Origin of the sequence: Nesterenkonia flava (genome assembly GCF_031432335.1) — a bacterium.
In the GTDB taxonomy this organism is placed as follows: Bacteria; Actinomycetota; Actinomycetes; order Actinomycetales; family Micrococcaceae; genus Nesterenkonia; species Nesterenkonia flava.
The window spans coordinates 57,432-78,960 of record NZ_JAVKGT010000003.1 but is presented as its reverse complement, the minus strand read 5'-3'; the positions used below and the strand labels follow the sequence as shown (position 1 = coordinate 78,960).

At 66.6% G+C, this 21,529-nt stretch carries 19 protein-coding genes; 12 read left to right on the top strand and 7 right to left on the bottom strand.

Features of this window, described 5'->3' with window-relative positions:
* The first annotated feature begins 47 nt into the window (after nt 1–47).
* Genes RH857_RS01875 through RH857_RS01865 form a run of 3 tightly spaced genes read left to right on the top strand, consistent with a single transcriptional unit; the run spans nt 48 to nt 2,928 of the window.
* Nucleotides 48–1,091 carry an ABC transporter permease gene (locus RH857_RS01875; RefSeq protein WP_310536275.1) on the top strand — a complete coding sequence of 348 codons (1,044 nt, stop codon included), beginning with the start codon at nt 48–50 and terminating at the stop codon, nt 1,089–1,091.
* Nucleotides 1,091–2,173 (top strand): iron chelate uptake ABC transporter family permease subunit, encoded by a 1,083-nt coding sequence (locus RH857_RS01870; RefSeq protein WP_310536274.1) that lies wholly within the window; start codon nt 1,091–1,093, stop codon nt 2,171–2,173. The genes RH857_RS01875 and RH857_RS01870 overlap by 1 nt, the downstream gene beginning before the upstream one ends.
* On the top strand, nt 2,170–2,928 hold the full coding sequence (locus tag RH857_RS01865; protein ID WP_310536273.1) for an iron ABC transporter ATP-binding protein: 759 nt from the start codon (nt 2,170–2,172) through the stop codon (nt 2,926–2,928). The genes RH857_RS01870 and RH857_RS01865 overlap by 4 nt, the downstream gene beginning before the upstream one ends.
* 170 nt (nt 2,929–3,098) lie before the next feature.
* Here RH857_RS01865 and RH857_RS01860 read toward each other — a convergent pair whose 3' ends face one another.
* The gene (locus RH857_RS01860) at nt 3,099–4,088 is read right to left on the bottom strand and encodes an aldo/keto reductase (protein WP_310536315.1); all 990 of its coding nucleotides are present in this window, start codon (nt 4,086–4,088) and stop codon (nt 3,099–3,101) included.
* Nucleotides 4,089–4,325: 237 nt separating this feature from the next.
* Here RH857_RS01860 and RH857_RS01855 point away from each other — a divergent pair, with 237 nt between their 5' ends.
* Nucleotides 4,326–5,774, top strand: a complete 1,449-nt coding sequence (locus RH857_RS01855) for an MFS transporter (protein WP_310536272.1) — start codon at nt 4,326–4,328, stop codon at nt 5,772–5,774.
* Here the strand turns inward: RH857_RS01855 and RH857_RS01850 are convergent.
* Nucleotides 5,771–7,324, bottom strand: coding sequence for an MFS transporter (locus tag RH857_RS01850; protein WP_310536271.1), 1,554 nt, complete (start codon nt 7,322–7,324; stop codon nt 5,771–5,773). The genes RH857_RS01855 and RH857_RS01850 overlap by 4 nt on opposite strands.
* A gap of 351 nt (nt 7,325–7,675) precedes the next feature.
* Here RH857_RS01850 and RH857_RS01845 point away from each other — a divergent pair, with 351 nt between their 5' ends.
* Nucleotides 7,676–7,978: an MTH1187 family thiamine-binding protein gene (locus tag RH857_RS01845; RefSeq protein ID WP_310536270.1), complete on the top strand. Its 303-nt coding sequence runs from the start codon at nt 7,676–7,678 to the stop codon at nt 7,976–7,978.
* 23 nt (nt 7,979–8,001) lie between these two features.
* Here RH857_RS01845 and RH857_RS01840 read toward each other — a convergent pair whose 3' ends face one another.
* The 5 genes from RH857_RS01840 to RH857_RS01820 form a co-directional block, all read right to left on the bottom strand.
* Nucleotides 8,002–8,748, bottom strand: a complete 747-nt coding sequence (locus RH857_RS01840; RefSeq protein ID WP_310536269.1) for a M50 family metallopeptidase — start codon at nt 8,746–8,748, stop codon at nt 8,002–8,004.
* 57 nt (nt 8,749–8,805) lie between these two features.
* Nucleotides 8,806–10,584 (bottom strand): acetyl/propionyl/methylcrotonyl-CoA carboxylase subunit alpha, encoded by a 1,779-nt coding sequence (locus tag RH857_RS01835; RefSeq protein WP_310536268.1) that lies wholly within the window; start codon nt 10,582–10,584, stop codon nt 8,806–8,808.
* Nucleotides 10,585–10,682: 98 nt separating this feature from the next.
* The gene (locus tag RH857_RS01830; RefSeq protein ID WP_310536267.1) at nt 10,683–11,420 is read right to left on the bottom strand and encodes a Maf family protein; all 738 of its coding nucleotides are present in this window, start codon (nt 11,418–11,420) and stop codon (nt 10,683–10,685) included.
* Nucleotides 11,417–11,764: a hypothetical protein gene (locus RH857_RS01825; RefSeq protein WP_310536266.1), complete on the bottom strand. Its 348-nt coding sequence runs from the start codon at nt 11,762–11,764 to the stop codon at nt 11,417–11,419. The genes RH857_RS01830 and RH857_RS01825 overlap by 4 nt, the downstream gene beginning before the upstream one ends.
* On the bottom strand, nt 11,761–13,350 hold the full coding sequence (locus tag RH857_RS01820) for an acyl-CoA carboxylase subunit beta (protein WP_310536265.1): 1,590 nt from the start codon (nt 13,348–13,350) through the stop codon (nt 11,761–11,763). The genes RH857_RS01825 and RH857_RS01820 overlap by 4 nt, the downstream gene beginning before the upstream one ends.
* 141 nt (nt 13,351–13,491) lie before the next feature.
* On the opposite strand from RH857_RS01820, the gene RH857_RS01815 reads away from it, so the two are divergent.
* From RH857_RS01815 to gatB, 7 genes are all read left to right on the top strand, one after another.
* Nucleotides 13,492–14,514 (top strand): biotin--[acetyl-CoA-carboxylase] ligase, encoded by a 1,023-nt coding sequence (locus RH857_RS01815; protein WP_310536264.1) that lies wholly within the window; start codon nt 13,492–13,494, stop codon nt 14,512–14,514.
* Nucleotides 14,515–14,557: 43 nt separating this feature from the next.
* Nucleotides 14,558–15,163, top strand: coding sequence for a PH domain-containing protein (locus RH857_RS01810; protein WP_310536263.1), 606 nt, complete (start codon nt 14,558–14,560; stop codon nt 15,161–15,163).
* A gap of 427 nt (nt 15,164–15,590) precedes the next feature.
* Nucleotides 15,591–16,763 carry an adenylate/guanylate cyclase domain-containing protein gene (locus RH857_RS01805; protein ID WP_374761103.1) on the top strand — a complete coding sequence of 391 codons (1,173 nt, stop codon included), beginning with the start codon at nt 15,591–15,593 and terminating at the stop codon, nt 16,761–16,763.
* Nucleotides 16,764–16,999: 236 nt separating this feature from the next.
* The gene (locus RH857_RS01800) at nt 17,000–17,764 is read left to right on the top strand and encodes a PP2C family protein-serine/threonine phosphatase (RefSeq protein ID WP_310536262.1); all 765 of its coding nucleotides are present in this window, start codon (nt 17,000–17,002) and stop codon (nt 17,762–17,764) included.
* 99 nt (nt 17,765–17,863) lie between these two features.
* Nucleotides 17,864–18,160: an Asp-tRNA(Asn)/Glu-tRNA(Gln) amidotransferase subunit GatC gene (gene gatC / locus RH857_RS01795; protein WP_310536261.1), complete on the top strand. Its 297-nt coding sequence runs from the start codon at nt 17,864–17,866 to the stop codon at nt 18,158–18,160.
* Between the two features lie 9 nt (nt 18,161–18,169).
* Nucleotides 18,170–19,783, top strand: a complete 1,614-nt coding sequence (gene gatA, locus RH857_RS01790; protein WP_310536260.1) for an Asp-tRNA(Asn)/Glu-tRNA(Gln) amidotransferase subunit GatA — start codon at nt 18,170–18,172, stop codon at nt 19,781–19,783.
* Entirely contained in the window at nt 19,776–21,296 is a 1,521-nt protein-coding gene (gene gatB, locus RH857_RS01785) for an Asp-tRNA(Asn)/Glu-tRNA(Gln) amidotransferase subunit GatB (RefSeq protein ID WP_310536259.1), read from the top strand. The genes gatA and gatB overlap by 8 nt, the downstream gene beginning before the upstream one ends.
* Nucleotides 21,297–21,529 lie beyond the last annotated feature (233 nt).

Genomic DNA, 21,529 nt, shown 5'->3' with positions numbered 1-21,529 from the left:
GATGTTTCGGCACTAAGTTCTTGCCCATCTACGATCGAAGAGACCACATGACCACCACCCTGCGGCAGGACGTCTCGCAGACCAGCCGGGACATTCTGGTGGAGGATGCCCGCACTCGCCGGCATCGCCGCCTGTGGACCCCCGCTTTCCTGCTGGCCATTCTGGTGACCCTGATCCTGGTGGTCCTTTCTCTGCTGACCGGCCAGTTCGACGTCTTCGGCGGCGAGAACTGGGAGAACTTCTGGATGTTCGGGATCACCCGTGTTCCCCGCACCGTAGCCCTGGTGCTGGCCGGGGCAGCGATGGCCATGTCCGGGGTCATCATGCAGCTGCTGACCCAGAACCGCTTCGTGGAGCCCTCCACCATGGGCACCACCGAATGGGCTGGGCTGGGGCTCATCCTCGTGATGTGGCTGGTGCCCGCCGCCACACTGTTCGAGCGGATGATCGGTGCGGTCATCATGTCCTTCATCGGGACGATGGTCTTCTTCCTCTTCCTGCGCAGAGTCTCCCTGAAGTCCAGCCTGATCGTGCCGATCATCGGCATCATGCTGGGCGCGGTCGTCAGCTCCTTCACCACCTACCTGGCACTGATGACCGATCGCCTGCAAACTCTGGGCATCTGGTTCCAGGGATCCTTCACCGGTGTGATTCAGGGGCGCTACGAGCTGCTGTGGATCGTCGCCGGAGTCACCGTGCTCGTCTTCCTCGTGGCGGACCAGTTCACCGTCGCGGGACTGGGCCGGGACATGGCCACGAACGTGGGCCTGAACTACGCCTTCGTGCTCTTCCTCGGCACCGCCATGGTGGCAGTGGCCACCGGCGTCACCGCCACGGTCGTGGGCACCCTGCCCTTCCTCGGCCTCGTGGTGCCCAACATCGTGGCGCTCATCCGCGGCGATGACCTGCGGACCAACCTGCCCTGGGTCGTTCTGGTGGGCATCTGTACGGTCACCGTTTGTGACCTCATCGGACGTGTCATCATCGCTCCCTTCGAGATTCCCGTGGGAATGGTCCTGGGCCTGGTCGGCGGCACCGTGTTCCTGGGCCTGTTGCTGCGCCAGCGGCGCAAGGGAGGCCTCGTCTCGTGATGTTCAAGACCGCAGAAGCCCAGTCCACGGGCGCTCCCGCCCGCAGCACCAGCGCAGAAGCATCGCAGGAGACCCAGCGACGACGCCGCTCGGGACCGGTGACAGACCCTAAGCATCTGCGCCGCTACATCATCGTGATGTCCGTGCTGGTGGTCCTGGCGGTAGGCCTGACCTTCGGCATCATGACGTGGAACAACCCGGCAGAGACCGGTTCGCGCCCCTGGTGGCTGATCGTGGACATGCGGCGGGACTCCCTCATCACCATCGCCGTGGTCGCGGTGTGCCACGCCGTCTCCACGGTCGCCTTTCAAACCGCAGTCAACAACCGCATCCTGACCCCGGGCATCATGGGCTTCGGCTCCCTCTACACCGTGATCCAGACGGCAGCGGTGTTCCTGCTCGGTGTCGGCGGAGCGGCCGCGCTGGTCGGCGTCGGGCCCTTCCTGCTCCAGCTGGCGGCCATGATGCTGCTTGCCACGGTTCTCTACACCTGGCTGCTGGGCGGACGCTTCTCCAACATCCACATCATGCTGCTGGTGGGCGTGGTGATCGGCGGTGTGCTGGGGTCCCTGTCCAACTTCATGCAGCGCATGCTCACCCCCAGCGAGTTCGACGTGCTGACCGCCCGGCTCTTCGGCAACATCTCCAACGCGCGGGCGGACTATCTGCCCTACGCGATCCCCATCGTCCTGGCAGTGACCGCGCTGCTATGGCTGCGCGCCAATACGCTCAACGTCATCGCTCTGGGGCGCACCAGCGCCCTGAACCTCGGCATCGCCTACAAGCGCGAGCTGATCCTCATCATGGCGCTGGTCTCTCTCCTGGTGGCCACAGCGACCGCCCTGGTGGGGCCCATGATGTTCCTCGGGTTTCTCGCCGCCACCCTGGCCTATCAGTTCGGCGACACCTACTCCCATCGCATGCTCTTCCCGCTGGCCACACTCTTCGCCTACACGATCCTGGCGGGCAGCTATTTTGTGCTCCGGCATATCTGGGATGCCGGGGGAGCCGTCACCATCATCGTGGAGCTCATCGGCGGGCTCGTCTTCCTGATCGTTCTCATGAGAAAGGGGCGCCTGTGAGCATCACCCTGACCGGCGTAGCCAAGGACTATGCCTCCGACGTCAAGATTGGCCCCATCTCCACCGAGATCCAAGCAGGTGGTGTCACCGCTCTGGTGGGCCCCAACGGTGCGGGCAAGTCCACCGTCCTGACCATGATCGGACGACTGCTCGACGTCGACGCCGGCACCATCACCGTGGCCGGGCACGACGTCGTCAACAGCCCGTCGAAGACCATCGCCAAGATCCTCTCCGTGCTCCGGCAGGAGAACCACTTCGTGACCCGCCTGACCGTGCGTCAGCTGGTGGGCTTCGGACGCTTCCCGCACTCCCGGGGGCGGCTGACCATCGGCGATGAGCGCTACATCTCCGAAGCCATCGACTTCCTGGATCTCACTGAGCTGGAGAACCGCTACCTCGATCAGCTCTCCGGCGGCCAGCGGCAGCGAGCCTATGTGGCGATGGTCCTGGCCCAGCAGACTGACTATGTGCTGCTGGACGAGCCGCTGAACAACCTCGACATGCAGCATGCCGTAGCGATGATGAAGCAGCTGCGCCGCGCGGCGGACGAGCTCGGACGCACCGTGGTGATCGTGCTGCACGACATCAACTTCGCCGCCCACTACTCCGACAAGATCCTGGCCATGAAGGACGGACAGATCGTCCAGCACGGCACGCCCGAGCAGATTATGCGCGACGACGTCCTCACCGAGATCTTCAACACCGACATCCAGGTGATCCAGGGTCCCAACGGGCCCCTGGCTGTGTACTACTGAGCTGGACCCGCGGGCGGGGAGACCCCGCCGCGGCCCTCTCGCAGCCGTGCCTGTCCCTCGGTGGCCGGCGGTGTTTCACTCAGGCCCCTATGGTGGGTGATGAAACACTACCGGGCACCGACTCGCCCCTGAGGCTTAAGGGTGCGGGGAATGTTTCACCCCGACGCTGATCACCAGCGGTGGTGCACTTCCGGTTTGATCCGCTCCCGGTAAATCTGCTCGACCCCGTTGAGGAACGACGCCGGAAGCTGCGGTAGCTGCCCGGCCTGGGCATTGCTGCGGGCCTGTTGGGCGCTGCGGGCACCCGGGATCACACTAGAGACCGCGGGCTGCTGAAGGATCCAGGCGATGGCTGCGGCCGCCGGCTCAAGCCGGTGCTCGGCGGCGAGGGCGGAAAACTCCGCCGCGGCCTCGATCCCGGTGGCGTAGTCGATTCCGGCGAAGGTCTCACCGACATCGAAGGCCTCCCCCCGGCGGTTGAAGCTGCGGTGGTCGTTCTCGGGGAAGATCGTCTCTGCGGTGTAGCGGCCCGAGAGCAGCCCGGAGGCCAGCGGAACCCGGGCGATGATCCCCACTCCGGCTTGCCGGGCGGCGGGAAGCACCTGCTCCAGGGGCTTCTGCCGGAAGGCGTTGAGAATGATCTGCACGGTGGCGACTCCGGGGCGGGCGATGGCGGTCAGTGCCTCCTCCACAGTCTCTACCGAGACCCCGTAGGCAGCCATGGCGCCCTCCTCCACGAGGGTGTCCAGGGCGTCGTAGACGAAGTCAGAGGAGTAGACGGGGGTCTCGGGGCAGTGCAGCTGAACCAGGTCCAGCGTGTCTACTCCGAGATTGGCGCGGGAGCGGTCGGTCCAGGCGCGGAAGTTCTCCAGTGTGGCGTGCTCCAGACTCGGCGCCGGGGCGCGGCGGATCATCTTGGTGGCCACAGTGCCCTGCCAACCGGGATTCTGTGCCCGCCAGCGGCCGATGAGTTGCTCGCTGCGGCCGTCGCCGTAGACGTCGGCGGTGTCGAAGAAGGTGATGCCGGCCTCGGCGGCGGCGTCAAGCACGGCGAAGGCTTCGGTTTCGGAGACCTCGCCCCAGTCGCCGCCGATCTGCCAGGTGCCTAGCCCCACGGCCGAGACCTCCCGCCCGGTTCTGCCCAGAGTGCGCTGCGGGATGGTGGTGTCTGCGGTGTCAGCCATAGGAGCATCGTAGGCCAGGCGACTGACACCACCCGGCGTCGTCGTCATCTGGCGTCTCCTGGCTGACCCCGTCGGCGGGATCTCACCATGTGAGAAAGCGGGGAGCGGGACGACGTCGTCGTGCCTGGGTGTCTAAGATCTGACAGGCTTAGCCGCAGTCTTTTTCTGCGGCACAGATCACACGCACTCCCCACTTGGAGAACACGAACCGTCATGTCCACTACCGCTGACAGCGCCGTCGAGTCGGAGAACCCGAACTCTGCGGACAAGATCGCCGACGAGAACCTCACCGTGCCCCGGCGCCGCATTGTTGTGGCCTCCCTGATCGGCACGACTATTGAGTTCTACGACTTCTACATCTACGCGACCGCCGCTGTGTCGGTGTTCCCGATCCTCTTCTTCATCACCGACTCCGAGGGCGCCGCGCTGCTGGCTTCGATGGCGACCTTCGGTGCGGCCTTCGTGGCCCGGCCTTTGGGCGCAGTGATCTTCGGGCACTTCGGCGACATCGTCGGTCGAAAAGCCACCCTGGTGGGCGCACTGCTCACCATGGGCATTGCCACGTTCCTCATCGGCGCGCTGCCGACCGTCTACCAGATTGGTCTGTGGGCCCCGGCCATGCTGACCATCTTCCGCTTCTGCCAGGGCCTGGGCCTGGGCGGTGAGTGGTCCGGTGCCGCGCTGCTGGCGTCGGAGACGGCACGCCCGGGCAAGCGCGCTCAGGCCGCCATGTGGCCGCAGCTGGGCGCCCCCTTCGGCTTCATCCTCGCCAACGGCCTCTTCCTGCTGCTGGCCTGGGGCTTCAGCTACGACTCCACCGCGATCCGCGCTCTGGCCGCCGATGACATCGACGCCGCCCTGGCTGATCCCTTCCTCGTGTGGGGCTGGCGCATCCCGTTCCTGCTCTCCATCGTGATGGTGGCCGTGGGCCTCTACGTGCGCCTGCGCATTGAGGAGACCCCCGTCTTCGCCAAGGCCCTGGAGAAGAAGGAACAGGCCAAGGTCCCGGTGGGCGAGGTCTTCAGGAAGAACTGGTGGGAGATCATCCTCGGTACCTTCATCATGCTGGCCACCTACGGCCTGTTCTACCTGATGACCACGTGGATCCTCTCCTACGCCATCGGCAGCCCCGACGACGGCGGCCTCGGCTACAACTACATGAACTTCCTGGTGCTGCAGGTCATCGCCATCGTCTTCTTCGCGATCTTCGTGCCGATCGCCGGCCGCCTGGCCGACGCCTTCGGCCGTCGCCGCATGCTGATGACCGTCACCGTGGGCATCATCATCTTCGGCGGCACCTTTGGGTTCTGGCTCAGCTCGGAGAACATCGGCTCCGGCGCAGACATGAACGTCTGGCAGATGCTGCTCTTCCTCTCCGTGGGTATGTCGCTGATGGGCCTGACCTTCGGACCCATGTCCGCCTACCTGCCTGAGCTGTTCCCGACCAATACCCGGTACACCGGCTCCGGCGTGGCCTACAACCTCTCCTCCATCCTGGGGGCGGCGCTGACTCCGTTCGTGGCCGTGTGGCTGGTTCAGAACTACGGGGTGTGGGCCGTGGGTGCGTACCTGGCGTTCCTGGGTGTGCTGACCTTCATCAGCCTCATCCTCTCCCCGGAGACCAACCACAAGTCCCTCTACACGGAGGAGGCTGCCTCCTAGAGGGAGTCACGCAGCCGGGTGCTGGGCATCAGCATCACGGACACCAGCCCGATCAGACACAGGCCTGCGGCCACGGCAAGGACCACTCCTATGCCGTCGCCGTAGGCCTGTTCTACTGCCGGAGCAAGATCTGGGCTCAGCTGCGACAGGTCCAGTGCCCCCGCCTCCTGGGGGTCGATGCCCTCAGCCTCCAGAGCGGACGCGGCCAATCGTCCCACCTGGGCGGCATAGACAACTCCAAGTACCTGCACGCCCACCGCACCGCCCAGGCTGCGGAAGAAGTTCACCGTCGACGTCGCAGCTCCCACGTTCTCCTGGGTCTCGTTGTTCTGCACGGCCACCACGATGTTCTGGATGGCCCCGCCGAGGCCCAGTCCCACAAGGCTCAGGGCCGCGGTGACCTGCCACAGGGGAGTGCCGGCGTCGATCAGCGCCAGCAGACCGAGTCCGAGGGTCATGGCGCCCATGCCCGTGGACACCATGAGCTTCCACCGCCCCGAGCGGGTGAGGATATTTCCGGTGACCTGGGAGCCGAGGCTCATGCCGACCATCAGCGGCAGCACCAGCAGGCCGGCCGCCAGCGGACTGAAGCCCCGGCCCAGCTGGAAGTACTGGATGAGCAGGACATTGGCGCCGAACATCACCACGCCCATGGCCAGGCAGGCAACAATGGCGAGAAGGCTGAAGCGCTGAGTGAGCAGCCGCAGGGGCACCACCGGTTCACTGACTCGCCGCTCCACCGCTACGAATCCGGCGGCGAACGAGACCAGCACCAGCAGCATCAGGGCAGACTGCCAGGAGAACCACGGGAAGTAGGTGCCGGCCAGGGAGACCAACAGCAGCAGCATCGCAGCTGCCAGGGCGATCAGGGCGGCCCCGCCCCAGTCCACCCGGGTGTTCTCCCGGCGGATGACCGGGACGTGCAGGCGTTTGGCCAGGAAGAACCAGGAGGTCACGGTCAGGGGCAGCATGCCCCAGAAGCACCAACGCCAGTCCAGGCCGGGCGCTTCGATGATCAGCCCGCCCACCAGGGGTGCTGCCACCGTGGAGAACGTCATCGTCACCGCGATGTACCCGTTGTAGCGGCCACGCTGCCGGGGCGGGACGATGGCGGCGATGACGATTTGGGTGAGCACCATGATTGCGCCCATGCCGGCTCCCTGGAGGACGCGGGTGGCGATCATCATCTCCGGGGTCATCGCGAAGCCGCAGAGGGCGGTTCCGGCGGTGAAGACCGCGATGGCTCCCAGCAGCAGCTGCTTCTTGTTGTAGAGGTCCGCGAGTTTCCCGGCGATGGGGGTGACCGCAGTGGAGGCCAGGATCGCCGAGCTCATCAGCCAGGTGTAGTGGTGCTGGGTGCCACCGATGTCAGCGATCACCACCGGCAGCGCCGTCGTCACGATCAGCGCCGAGAGTCCCGCAGCCGTCATCGCCACCAGCACGGGCCAGAGCACGCCCATCACCTCGCGGTGTTCCGCGTCGGCCCGCACCGCGGCCTCCGGGCTCATCCCACGATAGATGCGCCGCCGCCAGGGTTCGCGCCGGCTCATGCTGGGGACTCCTCCATGGGGCTGACGCTAGGAGCGGCACGACGACGGCGCCACTACCTCCCCATCGAGTGGAAGATTATTCGCGTTCACGCGGGCTCACGGGGGCTGGTTTCGGGAGAAACCTTCCACTCGATGCGGGCTAGTCGCTGGTGGCCACGACCACCCAGTGGGCGTCGGCGGGGAAATCCTGAGATTCAACGGTCACGTGTTTGCCTGCCAGGTGAGGGCGTCGGCGAGGAGCGTATGCGCAACAGGTTTCACAAGAATCCCTCTCGCGGGCAAGTGTCGGCGAAGCAGATGACCTCTAGGTCACACTACCTCCGAGGGAGAGGGGCGAGTACGCTGGAAGGCATGCTGGTTGCTTTCTCCGTTGCCCCGACCACCGCCGAGAGTGACGACGGATCGGTGAGCAAAGCTGTCGCTGAGGCCGTGCGCATCGTCCGGGACTCGGGCCTGCCGTATGAGCTCAATGCCATGTTCACCCTGGTCGAGGGGGAGTGGGATGAGGTCTTCGGGGTGATCAAGCGGGCCACGGACGCCGTCGTCGCGGTGTCCCCGAGGGTGAGTCTGGTGGTTAAGGCGGACATCCGTCCCGGCTTCACCAACCAGCTGAGCGAGAAGGTCCAGCGGGTCGACGCGCTTCTAGGGGACTGAATCCCCCGGGTCTCGTCACTGGCCTAGGGCCAGAGCATCCACACCACCGCAGCCGCGCACGCCGCGCTGAGCATATGGAAGAACACCAGCCACAGCGCCGCCGGCAGCGGGAGCAGCCGCCAGGCCCGTGCCGCCTGCGCGGCATCCGTCCCCGCCACCTGCGCACGGCGGCGTGGGTCGTGTCCGCGGCCGATCCCTTGGATGTGCACGCGCGTGACGTCGAAGCTTCCCCGGACACCGGCAGCCGCGTAAAAGGCGCCCAGCCCCACCACGGTATAGACCACGACGTCGGGATCGTTCCACCACCAGACGGCACCGGCGGCCGCAGCCGCTAACAGGCAGGAGAAGATCCCCACCGCGTTGCGGGAGAGCAGTAACGCCAGCATCAGCACTGCCTGAAAAACGGTGAGAGCCGCGCCAGCATGACCGGCTGAGGCCAGCCATACCAGGAGCACCGCCAGCACGCCGGGGGCGGGATAGCCAGCTAAGAACGTCAGCAGCAAGCCCGGCCCGTCCGGCCGGCCTTTGGAGACCGTGACCCCGGAGGTGTCCGAGTGCAGCTTGATGCCGGAGACGCGGCGTCCCACGAGCCACGCGACAAGCACATGGCCCATCTCGTGGATGATGGTGGCGGCCTGACGAGTCACCCGCCACACGGCAGGAACCCCGGTGACCACCACCACCGCTGCTGCCAGGAGTGCCAGCATCAGCGGATCCGGCTCAGCCTGGATCTGCCAGCGCTGGATGACGGCGTCAAGAACCTCGTTCATGCGCCCCTCGTCTCACTGCCGCTGAAGCGGGTCGGTGATGCTGCCGCGTCCGATGCGTCAGTCCTCGATCGTGGCCAGCACTTCGCCGGCCTTGACGCCGGTGCCCGCCTGGACCTTCAGTCCCTTGACCTTGCCCGCCTTGTGGGCGGTGATGGGCTGCTCCATCTTCATGGCCTCCAGCACCACCACCAGGTCTCCCTCGGCCACGGTCTGTCCGTCCTTGGCAGCCACCTTCACCACGGTGCCCTGCATGGGGGAGGTCAGCGCATCACCGGAGGCGGCTGCGGCGGTGGCCGAACGCTTCTTGCGCGTCTTCTTTGCCGGAGCCGCACCGCCGAGCTTGCCGGCCGCCAGCGACGCCGGCACCGTCACCTGAACACGCTTGCCGTTGACCTCGACCACGACCTCTTCGCGTCCCTCTGCTGCCTCGCCCCCCGGATGGGCGCTGAGCGCGTTGTAGGGCTCGATGTCATTGGTGAACTCAGTCTCGATCCACCGGGTGTGCACGCAGAAGCTGTCTGCCTTGCCCTTGAGCTCGGGAGCGAATGCGGGATCCTTGACTACTTTGCGGTGGAAGGGCAGCACGGTCGGCATGCCCTCAACCTGCATCTCCTCCAGTGCGCGGGAGGCCCGCTGCAGCGCTTCGCGGCGATCGCGGCCGGTCACGATGAGCTTGGCCACCATGGAATCAAAGGCCCCGGAGATAGTCTCTCCGGCCCTCACCCCCGAGTCCACGCGCACGCCCGGACCCGACGGCGTATCGAAGCGCTCCAGAGTGCCCGGAGCGGGCATGAAGCTGCGCCCGGCGTCCTCCCCGTTGATGCGGAACTCGAAGCTGTGGCCGCGCACCTCGGGATCGTCGTAGCCGAGCTTCTCACCCCGAGCAATGCGGAACTGCTCGCGGACCAGATCAATCCCGGTGACCTCCTCGGTCACGGGGTGCTCCACCTGCAGGCGGGTGTTGACCTCCAGGAAGCTGATGGTGCCGTCCTGGCCGATAAGGAACTCGCAGGTTCCTGCGCCCTGGTAACCGGCCTCCTTCAGGATCGCTTTGGAGGCGCGGTAGAGCTGGCGGGTCTGAGCCCGGGTGAGGAAAGGCGCAGGGGCCTCCTCGACGAGCTTCTGATTGCGCCGCTGCAGCGAGCAGTCACGGGTGGAGACCACGACGACGCCGCCGTGGGCGTCTGCCAGGCACTGAGTCTCCACGTGCCGGGGCTTGTCCAGGAACTTCTCGATGAAGCACTCGCCGCGACCGAAGGCGGCAGTGGCCTCGCGCACGGCCGATTCGTAGAGCTCGACGATCTCGTCGTGCTCCCGGACCACCTTGATACCGCGCCCGCCGCCGCCGTGAGCGGCCTTGATGGCGATGGGCAGACCCTGCTTCTCCGCGAACTTCAGAACTTCCTTGGCGTCGGTCACCGGCTGCTTGGTGCCCGGCGCGAGCGGCGCCCCGACCTTCTCAGCCAGCTGACGAGCCGAGACCTTATCGCCCAAGGTGCGGATGGCGGCCGGGGAAGGACCGATCCAGACCAGGCCCGCGTCGATGACGGCCTGGGCGAAGTCGGCGTTCTCAGACAGGAAGCCGTATCCGGGGTGGACGGCGTCGGCTCCGGTAGCACGTGCCGCCTCAAGGATCTTGTCGATGACCAGGTAGCTCTCCGCGGCGGTGGCCCCGCCCAGGGCGAAGGCCTCGTCTGCCAGCTGCACATGGACGGCGTCGCGGTCCGGCTCGGCGTAGACGGCCACGGTGGCCAGTCCCTCGTCGCGGGCGGCGCGGATCACGCGCACTGCGATCTCGCCACGGTTGGCGATGAGTACCTTGGAAAACTCAGTCATCTTCTTTTCTCCTTCGCGTTCGGTGGCGCAATATGACGGCTTTTCTCAGCGAAGCGGGGCACAGATACCGTCACACTGCGCCACCGAACAAAACGGTGTCAGGATGTGGTGCCCTCAGGGCGGCTGCGGTACGTCCTCAGGTCGTGGCCAAGCTGCTCGAGCAGCCTGGCCAGGGCAGCGGGAGAGACGCCGATGACGGCCTCACGGTCGCCTTCGACCTTCTCGATGAACGTCGCAGCTCCGCCCTCCAGGGTGAAAGCGCCTGCGCAGTGCAGGGGCTCCCCGGAGGCGCAGTAGGCCCGGATCTGCTCGTCGGTGGGGTGACCGAAGGTGATGTGTGAGGACACCGTCTCGCCCACCGAGTTCAGGGTGTTCTCGGGCACCCCCAGCGGGCCGGAGGCCAGGGCGGCGGACCCCAGCCAGGAGTGCTGGGAGGTGGTAGCGGCGGAGCCGGCATCGACCAGCGCGTGGCCGGTGTGCAGGATACCGATCCGGCCGCGCATCTGCTGCCACCGGGCAACAGCCACCTCCACCTCATAGGGCTTGCCGTAGGCGGCGCCATCGAGCTCGAAGACGGAGTCGCAGCCGAGCACCAGGGCCCCGCGGGCCTCGGGCTTGGCCGCCACATCCTCAGCCTTGACCTCCGCGAGCAGCTGGGCCTCCTCAGCGGGGGAGAGGGGCCCGCCCGCCTCCACGGCGGCCTCCACCACGGCGCGCTCGTCAACGTCGGAAACCACTACCTCGAACTCGATGCCGGCCTGGGTCAGGATGTCGCGGCGGCTGGGTGAGGCGGAGGCAAGGATCAGCCGTGGTGCAGTCTCGCGTGCGCGGCTCATCGCATGCCTCCCGACGCCATCCTCCACGACGACGTGCCCGGCCTGCCCCACAGTCCGTGGTGGTTCTGGGTCATGCGCTGGTGGCGCAGCGAGGCGCGGTCGCGGGGGCCGGTGGTGCCGGCGTCGTCGTCCTGCTCCTCGGCCTGAGCAGCCAGCCGGGAGATCACCGCGACGACGGCGGCCACCTCCTCGGCTGAGAGGTCGGCTCCCCGCATGCGCAGGGGGCTGCTCTCGGCGGCGGCTGCGGACTCGGCGGGGGTGAACTCAGCGGCCTCGGAGGGTGTTGAGGCGCTGGCCGCGGGGGTCGCAGGCTGTGTGGTCAGGGGCATCTGCAGCGCGCTCACAGCGGAATGTTCCCGTGCTTCTTGGCGGGCAGGGACTCGCGCTTGTGGTAGGTGGCCCGCAGCGCCTGGGTGATGTGCCAGCGGGTCTCTGCGGGCTCGATGACGGCGTCGATGTATCCCAGCTCGGCAGCCTGGTAGGGATTCAGCAGCTGCTCCTCGTAGTCGGTGATGAGTTCCGCGCGCTTGGCCTCAACGTCTCCGCCCTCTGCCTCCACGGCAGCCAGCTCGCGGCGATAGAGGATGTTGACTGCGCCTTGTGCGCCCATCACGCCGATCTGGGCGGTGGGCCAGGCAAGATTCACATCCGCACCGAGCTTCTTGGAGCCCATCACGATGTAGGCGCCTCCGAAGGCTTTGCGGGTGATCACGGTGATCTTTGGCACGGTGGCCTCGGCGTAGGCGTAGAGCAGCTTGGCCCCGCGGCGGATGATGCCGCCGAACTCCTGGTCGGTGCCGGGCAGGAAGCCGGGCACATCCACCAGGGTGAGGATGGGGATGTTGAACGCATCGCAGAAGCGGACGAATCGCGCCGCCTTTTCGCTGGCGGCGATGTCGAGGGTTCCGGCGAACTGGCTGGGCTGATTGGCCACCACGCCCACCGACTTGCCCTCAACCCGGCCGAACCCGATGATCACGTTCGGGGCGTAGAGAGACTGCAGCTGCAGGAAGTAGCCCTCATCAAGAACCTGCTCGATGAGGGTGACCATGTCATAGGGAGCCGAAGAGGAGTCGGGAATCAGCTCGTTGAGCGCCTCATCCTCCGGCTCGATCTTGGGCCGCTCGGGGGCTTCCTCCACCGGAGCCTCGGCCAGGTTGTTCAGCGGCAGGAACTCCAGCAGCTCCTTGGCGAACTCGATGGCATCCTCCTCGTCGGAGGCCATATAGGTGGCAGTGCCGGTGGTGGTGGAGTGGGAACGTGCGCCGCCCAGGGTCTCCATGTCCACGTCCTCACCGGTGACCGACTTGATCACGTCGGGCCCGGTGATGAACATGTGGGAGGTCTTGTCCACCATGATGATGAAGTCGTTCAGGGCCGGCGAGTAGGCGGCGCCGCCTGCAGCCGGTCCCATGATCAGCGTGATCTGCGGGATGACGCCGCTCGCGTGGACGTTGTTGCGGAAGATGTCAGCAAACATCGCCAGGGACTCCACGCCCTCCTGGATGCGCGCGCCGCCGCCGTCGTTGATGCCGATCACTGGGCAGCCGTTGCGTGCGGCGAACTCCTGGACCTTGACGATCTTCTTGCCGTTGACTGCCGAGAGGGAGCCGCCGAAGACCGTGAAGTCCTGGGAGTAGACCGCCACCAGGCGCCCGTCGATGGTGCCGTAACCGGCCACCAGGCCGTCCGTGAGGAGCTTCTTCTTCTCCATGCCGAAGGCGGTGCTGCGATGCACAGCCAGGGCGTCGAACTCTACGAACGAGTCCTCGTCTAACAGCATCTCGATGCGCTCGCGGGCGGTGTGCTTGCCGCGATTGTGCTGCTTCTCGATGGCCGCCTCACCGGCTGGTGCAAGGGTCTTGTCTCGACGACGACGGAATTCGGCGAGTTTGCCCGCAGTGGTCTGAAGGTCAGGCGAGGAAGTCATCGGTGTCTTCGGGCCCCTTGTATCCGTGGTGGTGGTCATGTCTGGAGGAAATCCACAATTCTGGCGCCAGTCTAATGAGCAGCTGCTGTCACTCGGATGTAGGAACCCTACAAGCGTGGCTGCTCTCCTACAGTGGGAGTCATGTCTGACTCCTCAGTGCTGCCACCTTTGGACGACCTGACCCTGCAGCAGCGACTTGTTGACGAGGGGCCGGTCTCCCGTCTGGTGCGGGTAGAGAGCATCGGCTCCACCACCGCCGAGCTTCTCGCGGCCGCCGAGGGCTGCATCTCGGAAGAGGCCTTCGCCTCTGCCTGGCCCCACTTCTCCGTCCTGACCGCGGAGGAACAGACCGGAGGCCGCGGCCGGTTGGGCAGGGCGTGGTCCTCACCCAAGGGCGCTTCGTTGTCGACCTCGATCGTCTTGCGCCCTCATCTTCCGCGAGCGGACTGGTCGTGGCTCACCATGGCGGCCGCCTGTGCGCTGGTCGAGGAGCTGCAGCAGGCCTACGGAGTGCAGGCAGGGTTGAAGTGGCCCAACGACGTGCACATCGAGGGGGCCAAGATCGCCGGGCTGCTGGCGGTCATGACCCCCAGGGCCGACGCTGTCATCCTAGGCTGCGGCATCAATGTGCTGCTGGAGCGGGAGGAGCTCCCCACGACGACGTCGACCTCCCTCCTGCTGGCGCTGCGCGAGGTGGAAGCGCCAGTGTCCCAGGATGGACCTTGGGAGGACGAGACAGGTGTATCCAGTGCTGAGCGCGGGAGCGAGTGGAGTGACCTCCGGACTGAGCTGCTCAGCGGCTGGCTGCTGCGATTCCATAAGCTGCTGGCCCAGAGCGAAAGTGCCGGCGGAGCCGGAGTCATCCGGGACCGGGTGGCCGGTGTGCTCACGACCCTGGGCCAGTACGTTCGGGTGGAGCTGCCCGACCGCACGGCGGTGCGCGGAACAGCCGTGGCGCTGGAGGAGTCCGGGGCGCTCACCGTAAAGATCATCGAACGCCGCTCCGCAGCCCTGGACCCAGAGGCGGGCGGAGGGGAGGAGTTGCTGTGGAGGCCCGTGGCGGCGTCGTACGAATCCTTCTCCGCGGGCGACGTGGTGCACCTGCGGCGCGCGGACCAGGGCACCTGGGCCGCTGGCTGCCGGGAGATCTGTACTGACGCGTAGACTGGAGCGGTACGCAAGGGCAAGCAGGAGGTAGGCGCCAGACATGCTGCTGAGGTTGGTTGACGGTGAGCAGGTGATGGTGCGGACCCGTGCCCACTACCGCGCCGTGGTGCCGGCTGTGGTGAACCTGCTGGTGACCATCACGCTGATGAGCTTTCTGCTCGGATACCTGGGCCGCGGCTCACAGCCGGCCTTTATCCAGCACTACAGCTACATCGGGGTTTTTGTCATCTGGTCGGTGGGTCTGCTGTCCCTGATCTTCGGCACGCTGAAGCCTCTGCTGAGCTGGCTGAACCGGTTCACCTTCCTGACCACGCACCGGATTGTGCAGAAGAACCTCATCGGTGCGGCCCAGCCCACCGTGGTGCCCCTGGGTCTGCTTTCTGAGGTGCAGCTGGACCAGTCGCGGATGCAGGCGATGACCGGAGCCGGGGACCTGATTCTGATCCACGGTGCCTACGGCCAGCACCAGCGCACGAGACTGCGCGATATGCCCGATGCCGAACGTCTGCACACCCTCGTGGCCCAGGAGCTGGGGGAGTACCGCCGCAAGGTAGCGGCACAGTACCCGGCTCTCAGTCCCTACGAGCCCCAGTACGGCGACTCACCGGATCAGTCTTTCTCTGGAGGCTACGGTGGCCGCTTCTGAGGACCCCTACGAGAGCATGGTGGAGGTGCTCGCCGCCGATGAGGTGATTCCTCGCCGGGTGGTGGAGGCCGCGCGCCAACGCCGTGCTGAGGCGCAGACCGATCAGGAGGCCACCGATCCGGGCCGGGCCGCCTGGGAACGGGCACGGCGCAGAGGCTTCGGCGCCGCCGGCGACTATATGGCGGATGAGACGGGCGAGATCGCCACTCTTCCCCAGGGGGTCCTGGGCTACAGCTCCGATGAACTGGCGCAGGCCCGGTCCGACTGGTCAGACTTCCCCTCCATCCAGCTCAGAGGTTCGGCCGGCGCCGTGCCGCCCGCGGCGGCGGTTCCCACCCGGGGCTTCGACGGGGGTGCCGTGGCGCCGACCCCGGTGGCCTCCACGCCTGTAGCCCCTACCCCGGCCGAGTCCGCGGACTCTGCCCCCCTGGGCCTGGACCAGGGGCCGGAGACGGACGGCGGCCCCGTGGCGAGCGACGACGTCGATGGGCAGGCGGAGGATACCTACGAGCGGGCCCCCGAGACCGCCGTGATTCCGATCCCGACCCAGCAGCAGCGCGACTGGCACCGCAGCATCCGCACCCTGGAGCACCAGCTGCTGGGCGCCGAGCGGACGCTGACCTACCGGGAGATGGCCCAGCGGATGGGCGTCTCCACCCATTCGGCGCGCAAGCTCTGGCGTGCTCTGGGATTCCCCAACCTCGACGACGACGTCCGCGCCTTCACCGAGGCCGACGCCGACGCGCTGGCCACCATGGTTCGCCTGGTGCGCGAAGGGCACCTCAACGAGGAGACAGCGATCTCCCTGACCCGCTCGGTCGGGCAGATGACTGACCGCATGGTGGTCTGGCAGATCGAAGCCCTGGTGGAGGACAAGATCGCCAACCAGCAGCTCTCGGATGCGGAGGCGCGAGCTCAGGTAGTGGAGTCCCTGCCCCAGCTGATCCAGCCCATCCAGCAGCTCATGGGGTATGCCTGGCGGCGTCAGCTCTCCGCGGCGCTGCAGCGTCTGACGGTCCGGGTGGAGTCGGGTCTGGCCGCTGTCTCGCGCGGACGAGAGGAAGGGCCCGATGCGCCGCTGCCGTTGGCGCGGGCCGTGGGCTTCGCCGATCTGGTTTCCTACACCTCGTTGTCGCGGCAGATGAGCGAGCGCACCCTCGCGCAGATGGTGCAGCGCTTCGAGTCCAAATGTGCTGAGATCATCTCCATCGGCGGCGGCAGGCTCGTCAAGACTGTGGGGGATGAGGTGCTCTACAACGCGGAGACGCCCGAGGCCGGGGCGGAGATTGCGCTGGCCCTCGCCGAGACGATCGCCGCCGACGACGTGCTGCCCCAGGCGAGGGTCTCCGTGGTGTGGGGCCGGGTGCTCTCGCGCATGGGGGACATCTACGGGCCCACCGTCAACCTCGCGGCACGGCTGACTGCTCTGGCCGACCCCGGCACCATCCTGGTCGACGACGCCACCGCCGCCGCGCTGGAGGACAGCGAGGATTACCTGCTGGTGCCCCAGCCGCCGAGGGTGGTGCGCGGTTTTGGCGAGGTCCAGCCCAATATGCTGCTGCGGGCCAGCGGCACGGGCATCATTCTGGACAGTGAGTAGACGTGTGCGACTGGGCTCACCCGAGGCGTGGTCATACGGAATCGAGTGTTGAGGTTTTCGTCGGAATGGCCGGCAGTTCCGACGAAAACAGCAGCACCAGTTGAGAGGCATGCGGCTGCGGCGGGGTTTCCCCGCCCGCGGAACCAGCGCTTGAGGCGTGATGGTCGGCGTGAGCCGACCGAGAGCGTGGCGGGGTTTCCCCGCCCGCGGAACCAGCACTATGCAAAGATGGGTGAGTGGCGTTGAGTGCAGAGAGTCCTGAAACCCCGCTGGAGTCCTATGTGGACTACGGCTATGGCACGCACGTGGGTCTGCGCCGCCAGCTGAACGAGGATTCCTACGTCGTCACCGATTCGTTGTTCGCCGTCGCCGACGGCATGGGCGGGCACGAGGCCGGCGAGGTTGCTTCATCTCTGGCAGTTCAGGCCCTGGCTGAAGGCTGGGAGTCCCACGGCGGGATCGTGACTGAGGTCGAGATCCAGGACTTTCTCGACGAGGCGGATCGCCGCATCCGTGAAGCCACCGACTCCAAGGCCGGCACCACCCTCTCTGGCGCCGTGGTGGTGCGTACCGAGAACCAGCTGCAGTGGCTGGTCTTCAACATCGGAGATTCCCGCACCTACCTGCTCCACGACGGCGCGTTCATCCGCCTGACCCGCGATCACTCCCAGGTCCAGGAACTGGTGGATTCGGGCATGATCACGGCAGAAGAGGTCCACACCCATCCCAACCGCAACGTGATCACCCGCGCCCTAGGGGCGGGGGACTCGTGGGACGCGGACTTCTCCACCGCCACGGTCCAGCCCGGTCAGCGCCTCCTGGTCTGCTCCGACGGCCTCACCGGGGAGCTTACCGACGAACAGATCGGCAAGATCCTCAACGCCGGGCGCAACGCCCAGGAAACGGTGGACTGGCTCATCCACCAGGCTCTGCGGGCTGGTGGACGAGACAACGTGACCGTCGTCGTCGTCGACGTCAAAGACACCCCTGAGGATGACTGAGGCCCCAGGCAGCTGCAGCGCCGCTCCCGCGGGGACCACGCTGGCGCCAGCCCGCTAGGATTGCAGGGAAATATTGTGCCCTCAACCTGTAGGAGCTGCATGTCTGAGATCTCGCGCGCAGACGTCGAGCATCTTGCCACCCTCGCCCACATTGCGATGACGGACGCCGAACTGGAGAAGATGGCCGGCGAGCTGGACGTCATCGTCGATTCGGTCAAGAAGGTCTCTGAGGCCGCCGGCGCCGATGTGCCTGCCACAAGCCACCCGCTTCCGCTGACCAATGTCTTCCGAGAGGACGTGGTCGGTCACGTCTTCACCGCGGAGCAGGCGCTGAGCAACGCCCCCGACGCCGAAGAGAGCCGCTTCAAGGTTCCGGCCATTCTGGACGAGGAGTAGGAACACGAGATGACGACGACGCCAGAATCGATGATTCGTCTGACGGCGGCCCAGATGGCCGCCGCCCTGCGCGCCGGGGAGATCACCTCCGTCGAGCTGACCCGGGCCCACCTTGACCGCATCGCTGCCGTGGACGGCGGGGACAGCGGCATCAATGCGTTCCTGCACGTCTCCGCGGAGGAGGCCTTGGCCACCGCGGCAGAGGTGGATGCTATCCGCACCGCCGGCGGCGAGGAGGCCCAGGCGCTGCACCCCCTGGCCGGTGTGCCGATCGCCATCAAGGACCTCATCGTCACCAAGGGTCAGCCCACCACGGCCGGCTCCAAGATGCTTGAGGGCTGGATGAGCCCCTATGACGCCACGGTCATTGAGAAGATCCGTGCCGCGAAGCTGCCCATCCTCGGCAAGACCAACCTGGATGAGTTTGCGATGGGCTCCTCCACGGAGCACTCGGCCTACGGTCCTACGCGCAATCCCTGGGACACCTCCCGCATTCCGGGCGGCTCCGGCGGCGGCTCCGCTGCCGCGGTGGCGGCCTTCGAGGCTCCCCTGGCCCTGGGCACCGACACCGGCGGCTCCATCCGTCAGCCCGGTGCGGTGACCGGCACCGTGGGCACCAAGCCCACCTACGGCAGCGTCTCCCGCTACGGGGCGATCGCCATGGCCTCCTCCCTGGATCAGATCGGTCCGGTGACCCGCACGGTGGAGGATGCCGCACTGCTGCACGAGCTGATCGCCGGACACGACCCTAAGGACTCCACGTCCCTGCCCGATCCCGTGCCGCCCTTCAGCGCCGCGCTGAGCCAGGATGTGGCCGGACTGCGGGTGGGTGTGATCAAGCAGCTGCAGGGCGAGGGTTACCAGCAGGGTGTGCTGGACCGTTTCCAGGAGGCCCTGGAGAAGCTGCGCGCCGCCGGTGCCGAGATCGTGGAGGTGGACTGCCCGAGCTTCGACTCCGCGCTGGACGCCTACTACCTGATCATGCCCTCGGAAGCCTCCTCCAACCTGGCGCGCTACGACGGCGTCCGCTACGGCAACCGCGTGCTGCCGCAGGAGGGGCCGATCACCATCGAACGAGTCATGGGGGCCACGCGCGCCGCGGGCTTCGGTGACGAGGTCAAGCGCCGCATCATGCTGGGAACCTATGCGCTCTCCGCTGGTTACTACGACGCCTACTACGGCTCTGCCCAGAAGGTCCGCACCCTCATCCAGCGTGACTTCGACGCCGCTTTCGAGAAAGCCGACGTCCTGATCTCGCCCACCTCCCCGGTGGTGGCGTTCCCGCTGGGGGAGAAGCTGGATGATCCACTGGCCATGTACCTCAACGACGTGGCCACCATCCCCGCAAACCTGGCCGGGATCCCTGGCATCTCCGTCCCGGGAGGCCTCTCCGACGGACTCCCCGTGGGTATCCAGTTCCTGGCCCCGGCCCGGGAGGACGCACGCGTCTACCACGCCGCCGGAGCTCTGGAGAAGCTGCTCAACGACGACGCCGAGACGCCCCTCTGGGCACAGGTCCCCGAGCTCGTTCCGGCGGCGGGCGCAGGTTCCGCCGACTCTCGGCCGGCTGCAGCGGCGCCGGCCCTCGCGCCTGAAACCGAAGGAGGCCCAGCACATGACTGACACGCTGACGACTGAACCCGCTCCGCTCAGCTTCGAGGAGGCACTGGAGCGCTACGAGCCGGTGATGGGCTTTGAGGTCCACGTGGAGCTGAACACCCAGACCAAGATGTTCTCCTCCGCGCCCAACGCGTTCGGCGACGAGCCCAACACCAACGTCAACGAGGTGGACCTGGGACTGCCGGGTACGCTTCCGGTGGTCAACGGCAAGGCCGTGGAGTATGCGATCAAGCTCGGCCTGGCGCTGAACTGCCAGATCGCTCCGTACTGCCGCTTCGCCCGCAAGCAGTACTTCTACCCTGATACCCCCAAGAACTGGCAGACCTCTCAGTACGACGAGCCCATCGCCTTCGAGGGCTTCCTCGACGTGGAGCTCGACGACGGCGAGATCTTCCGCGTGGAGATCGAGCGCGCCCACATGGAGGAGGACGCCGGCAAGCTGACTCACGCCGGAACCTCCGGTCGCATCCAGGGGGCGGACTACTCTCTGGTGGACTACAACCGCGCTGGTGTGCCGCTCATCGAGATCGTCACCAAGCCGATCACCGGTGCCGGTGAGCGTGCACCGGAGATCGCCCGCGCCTACGTCTCGGCGATCCGCGACATCGTCAAGGCGCTGAACATCTCGGACGCGAAGATGGAGCGCGGCAACGTCCGCTGCGACGCCAACGTCTCCTTGATGGAGAAGGGCGCCTCGCAGTTCGGGACCCGGTCGGAGACCAAGAACGTCAACTCCCTGCGCGCCGTGGAGCACGCGGTCCACTACGAGATCCGTCGCCACGCTGGCATTCTGGCTGCCGGGGGCTCCATCGTGCAGGAGACCCGGCACTGGAAGGAGGACACCCGGACCACCTCCTCGGGCCGCCCCAAGTCCGACGCCGACGACTACCGCTACTTCCCTGAACCGGACCTGGTGCCGATCGTCACCACCGAGGAGTGGATCGAGAAGCTGCGCGCCGAGCTGCCGGAGCCGCCGGCGGCGCGTCGTCGTCGCCTGCGGGAGGCGTGGGGCTACTCCGACAAGGAGTTCCGCGACGTCATCGCTGCCGGCCTGATGGATCAGATCGACCAGACCGTCAGCCAGGGCGCCACCCCCGCGGTGGCCCGCAAGTGGTGGATGGGTGAGATCTCGCGCATCGCCAACGCACGCGACACCGATCCGGGCGCCCTGGGGGTGGAGCCCTCCACGATCGTGGAGCTCAACGGCCTCATCGAGGAGGGACGGATCAACGACAAGATCGCCCGCCAGGTCCTGGAGCACCACCTCGACGGCGAGGGAACACCTACGGAGATCGTCTCCGCTCGCGGGCTGGAGGTCGTCTCCGACGACGAAGCCCTCACCGCCGCCGTGGAGAAGGCGATGGCGGAGAATCCGGATGTGGTGGAGAAGGTCGCCGCCGGAAAGCTCAAAGCCATCGGTGCCCTGATCGGTCCGGTGATGAAGGAGACACGCGGCCAGGCCGACGCCGGCAAGGTGCGCGAAATCGTCCTGAACAAACTGGGAATCGAGGGCTGAGCAAGCGTTCTTCCAGCTGGCGAAAGCGCCCCTGATGTGCAGACTGCGCATCAGGGGCGCTTTTTGTTGACGTCTTGACAAGGAACTTAGCAATCCTGAAATATGGTCGTCACATTTTTCCAAACTTTTGCAAAGTGGGGGAAACAGACGCCGGGTACATTTCTGCCACACGCAGATCGCCTACCCGGCGTGGACGCACTCGACACATCCGATGAGGCAACATCCGAAAAGGG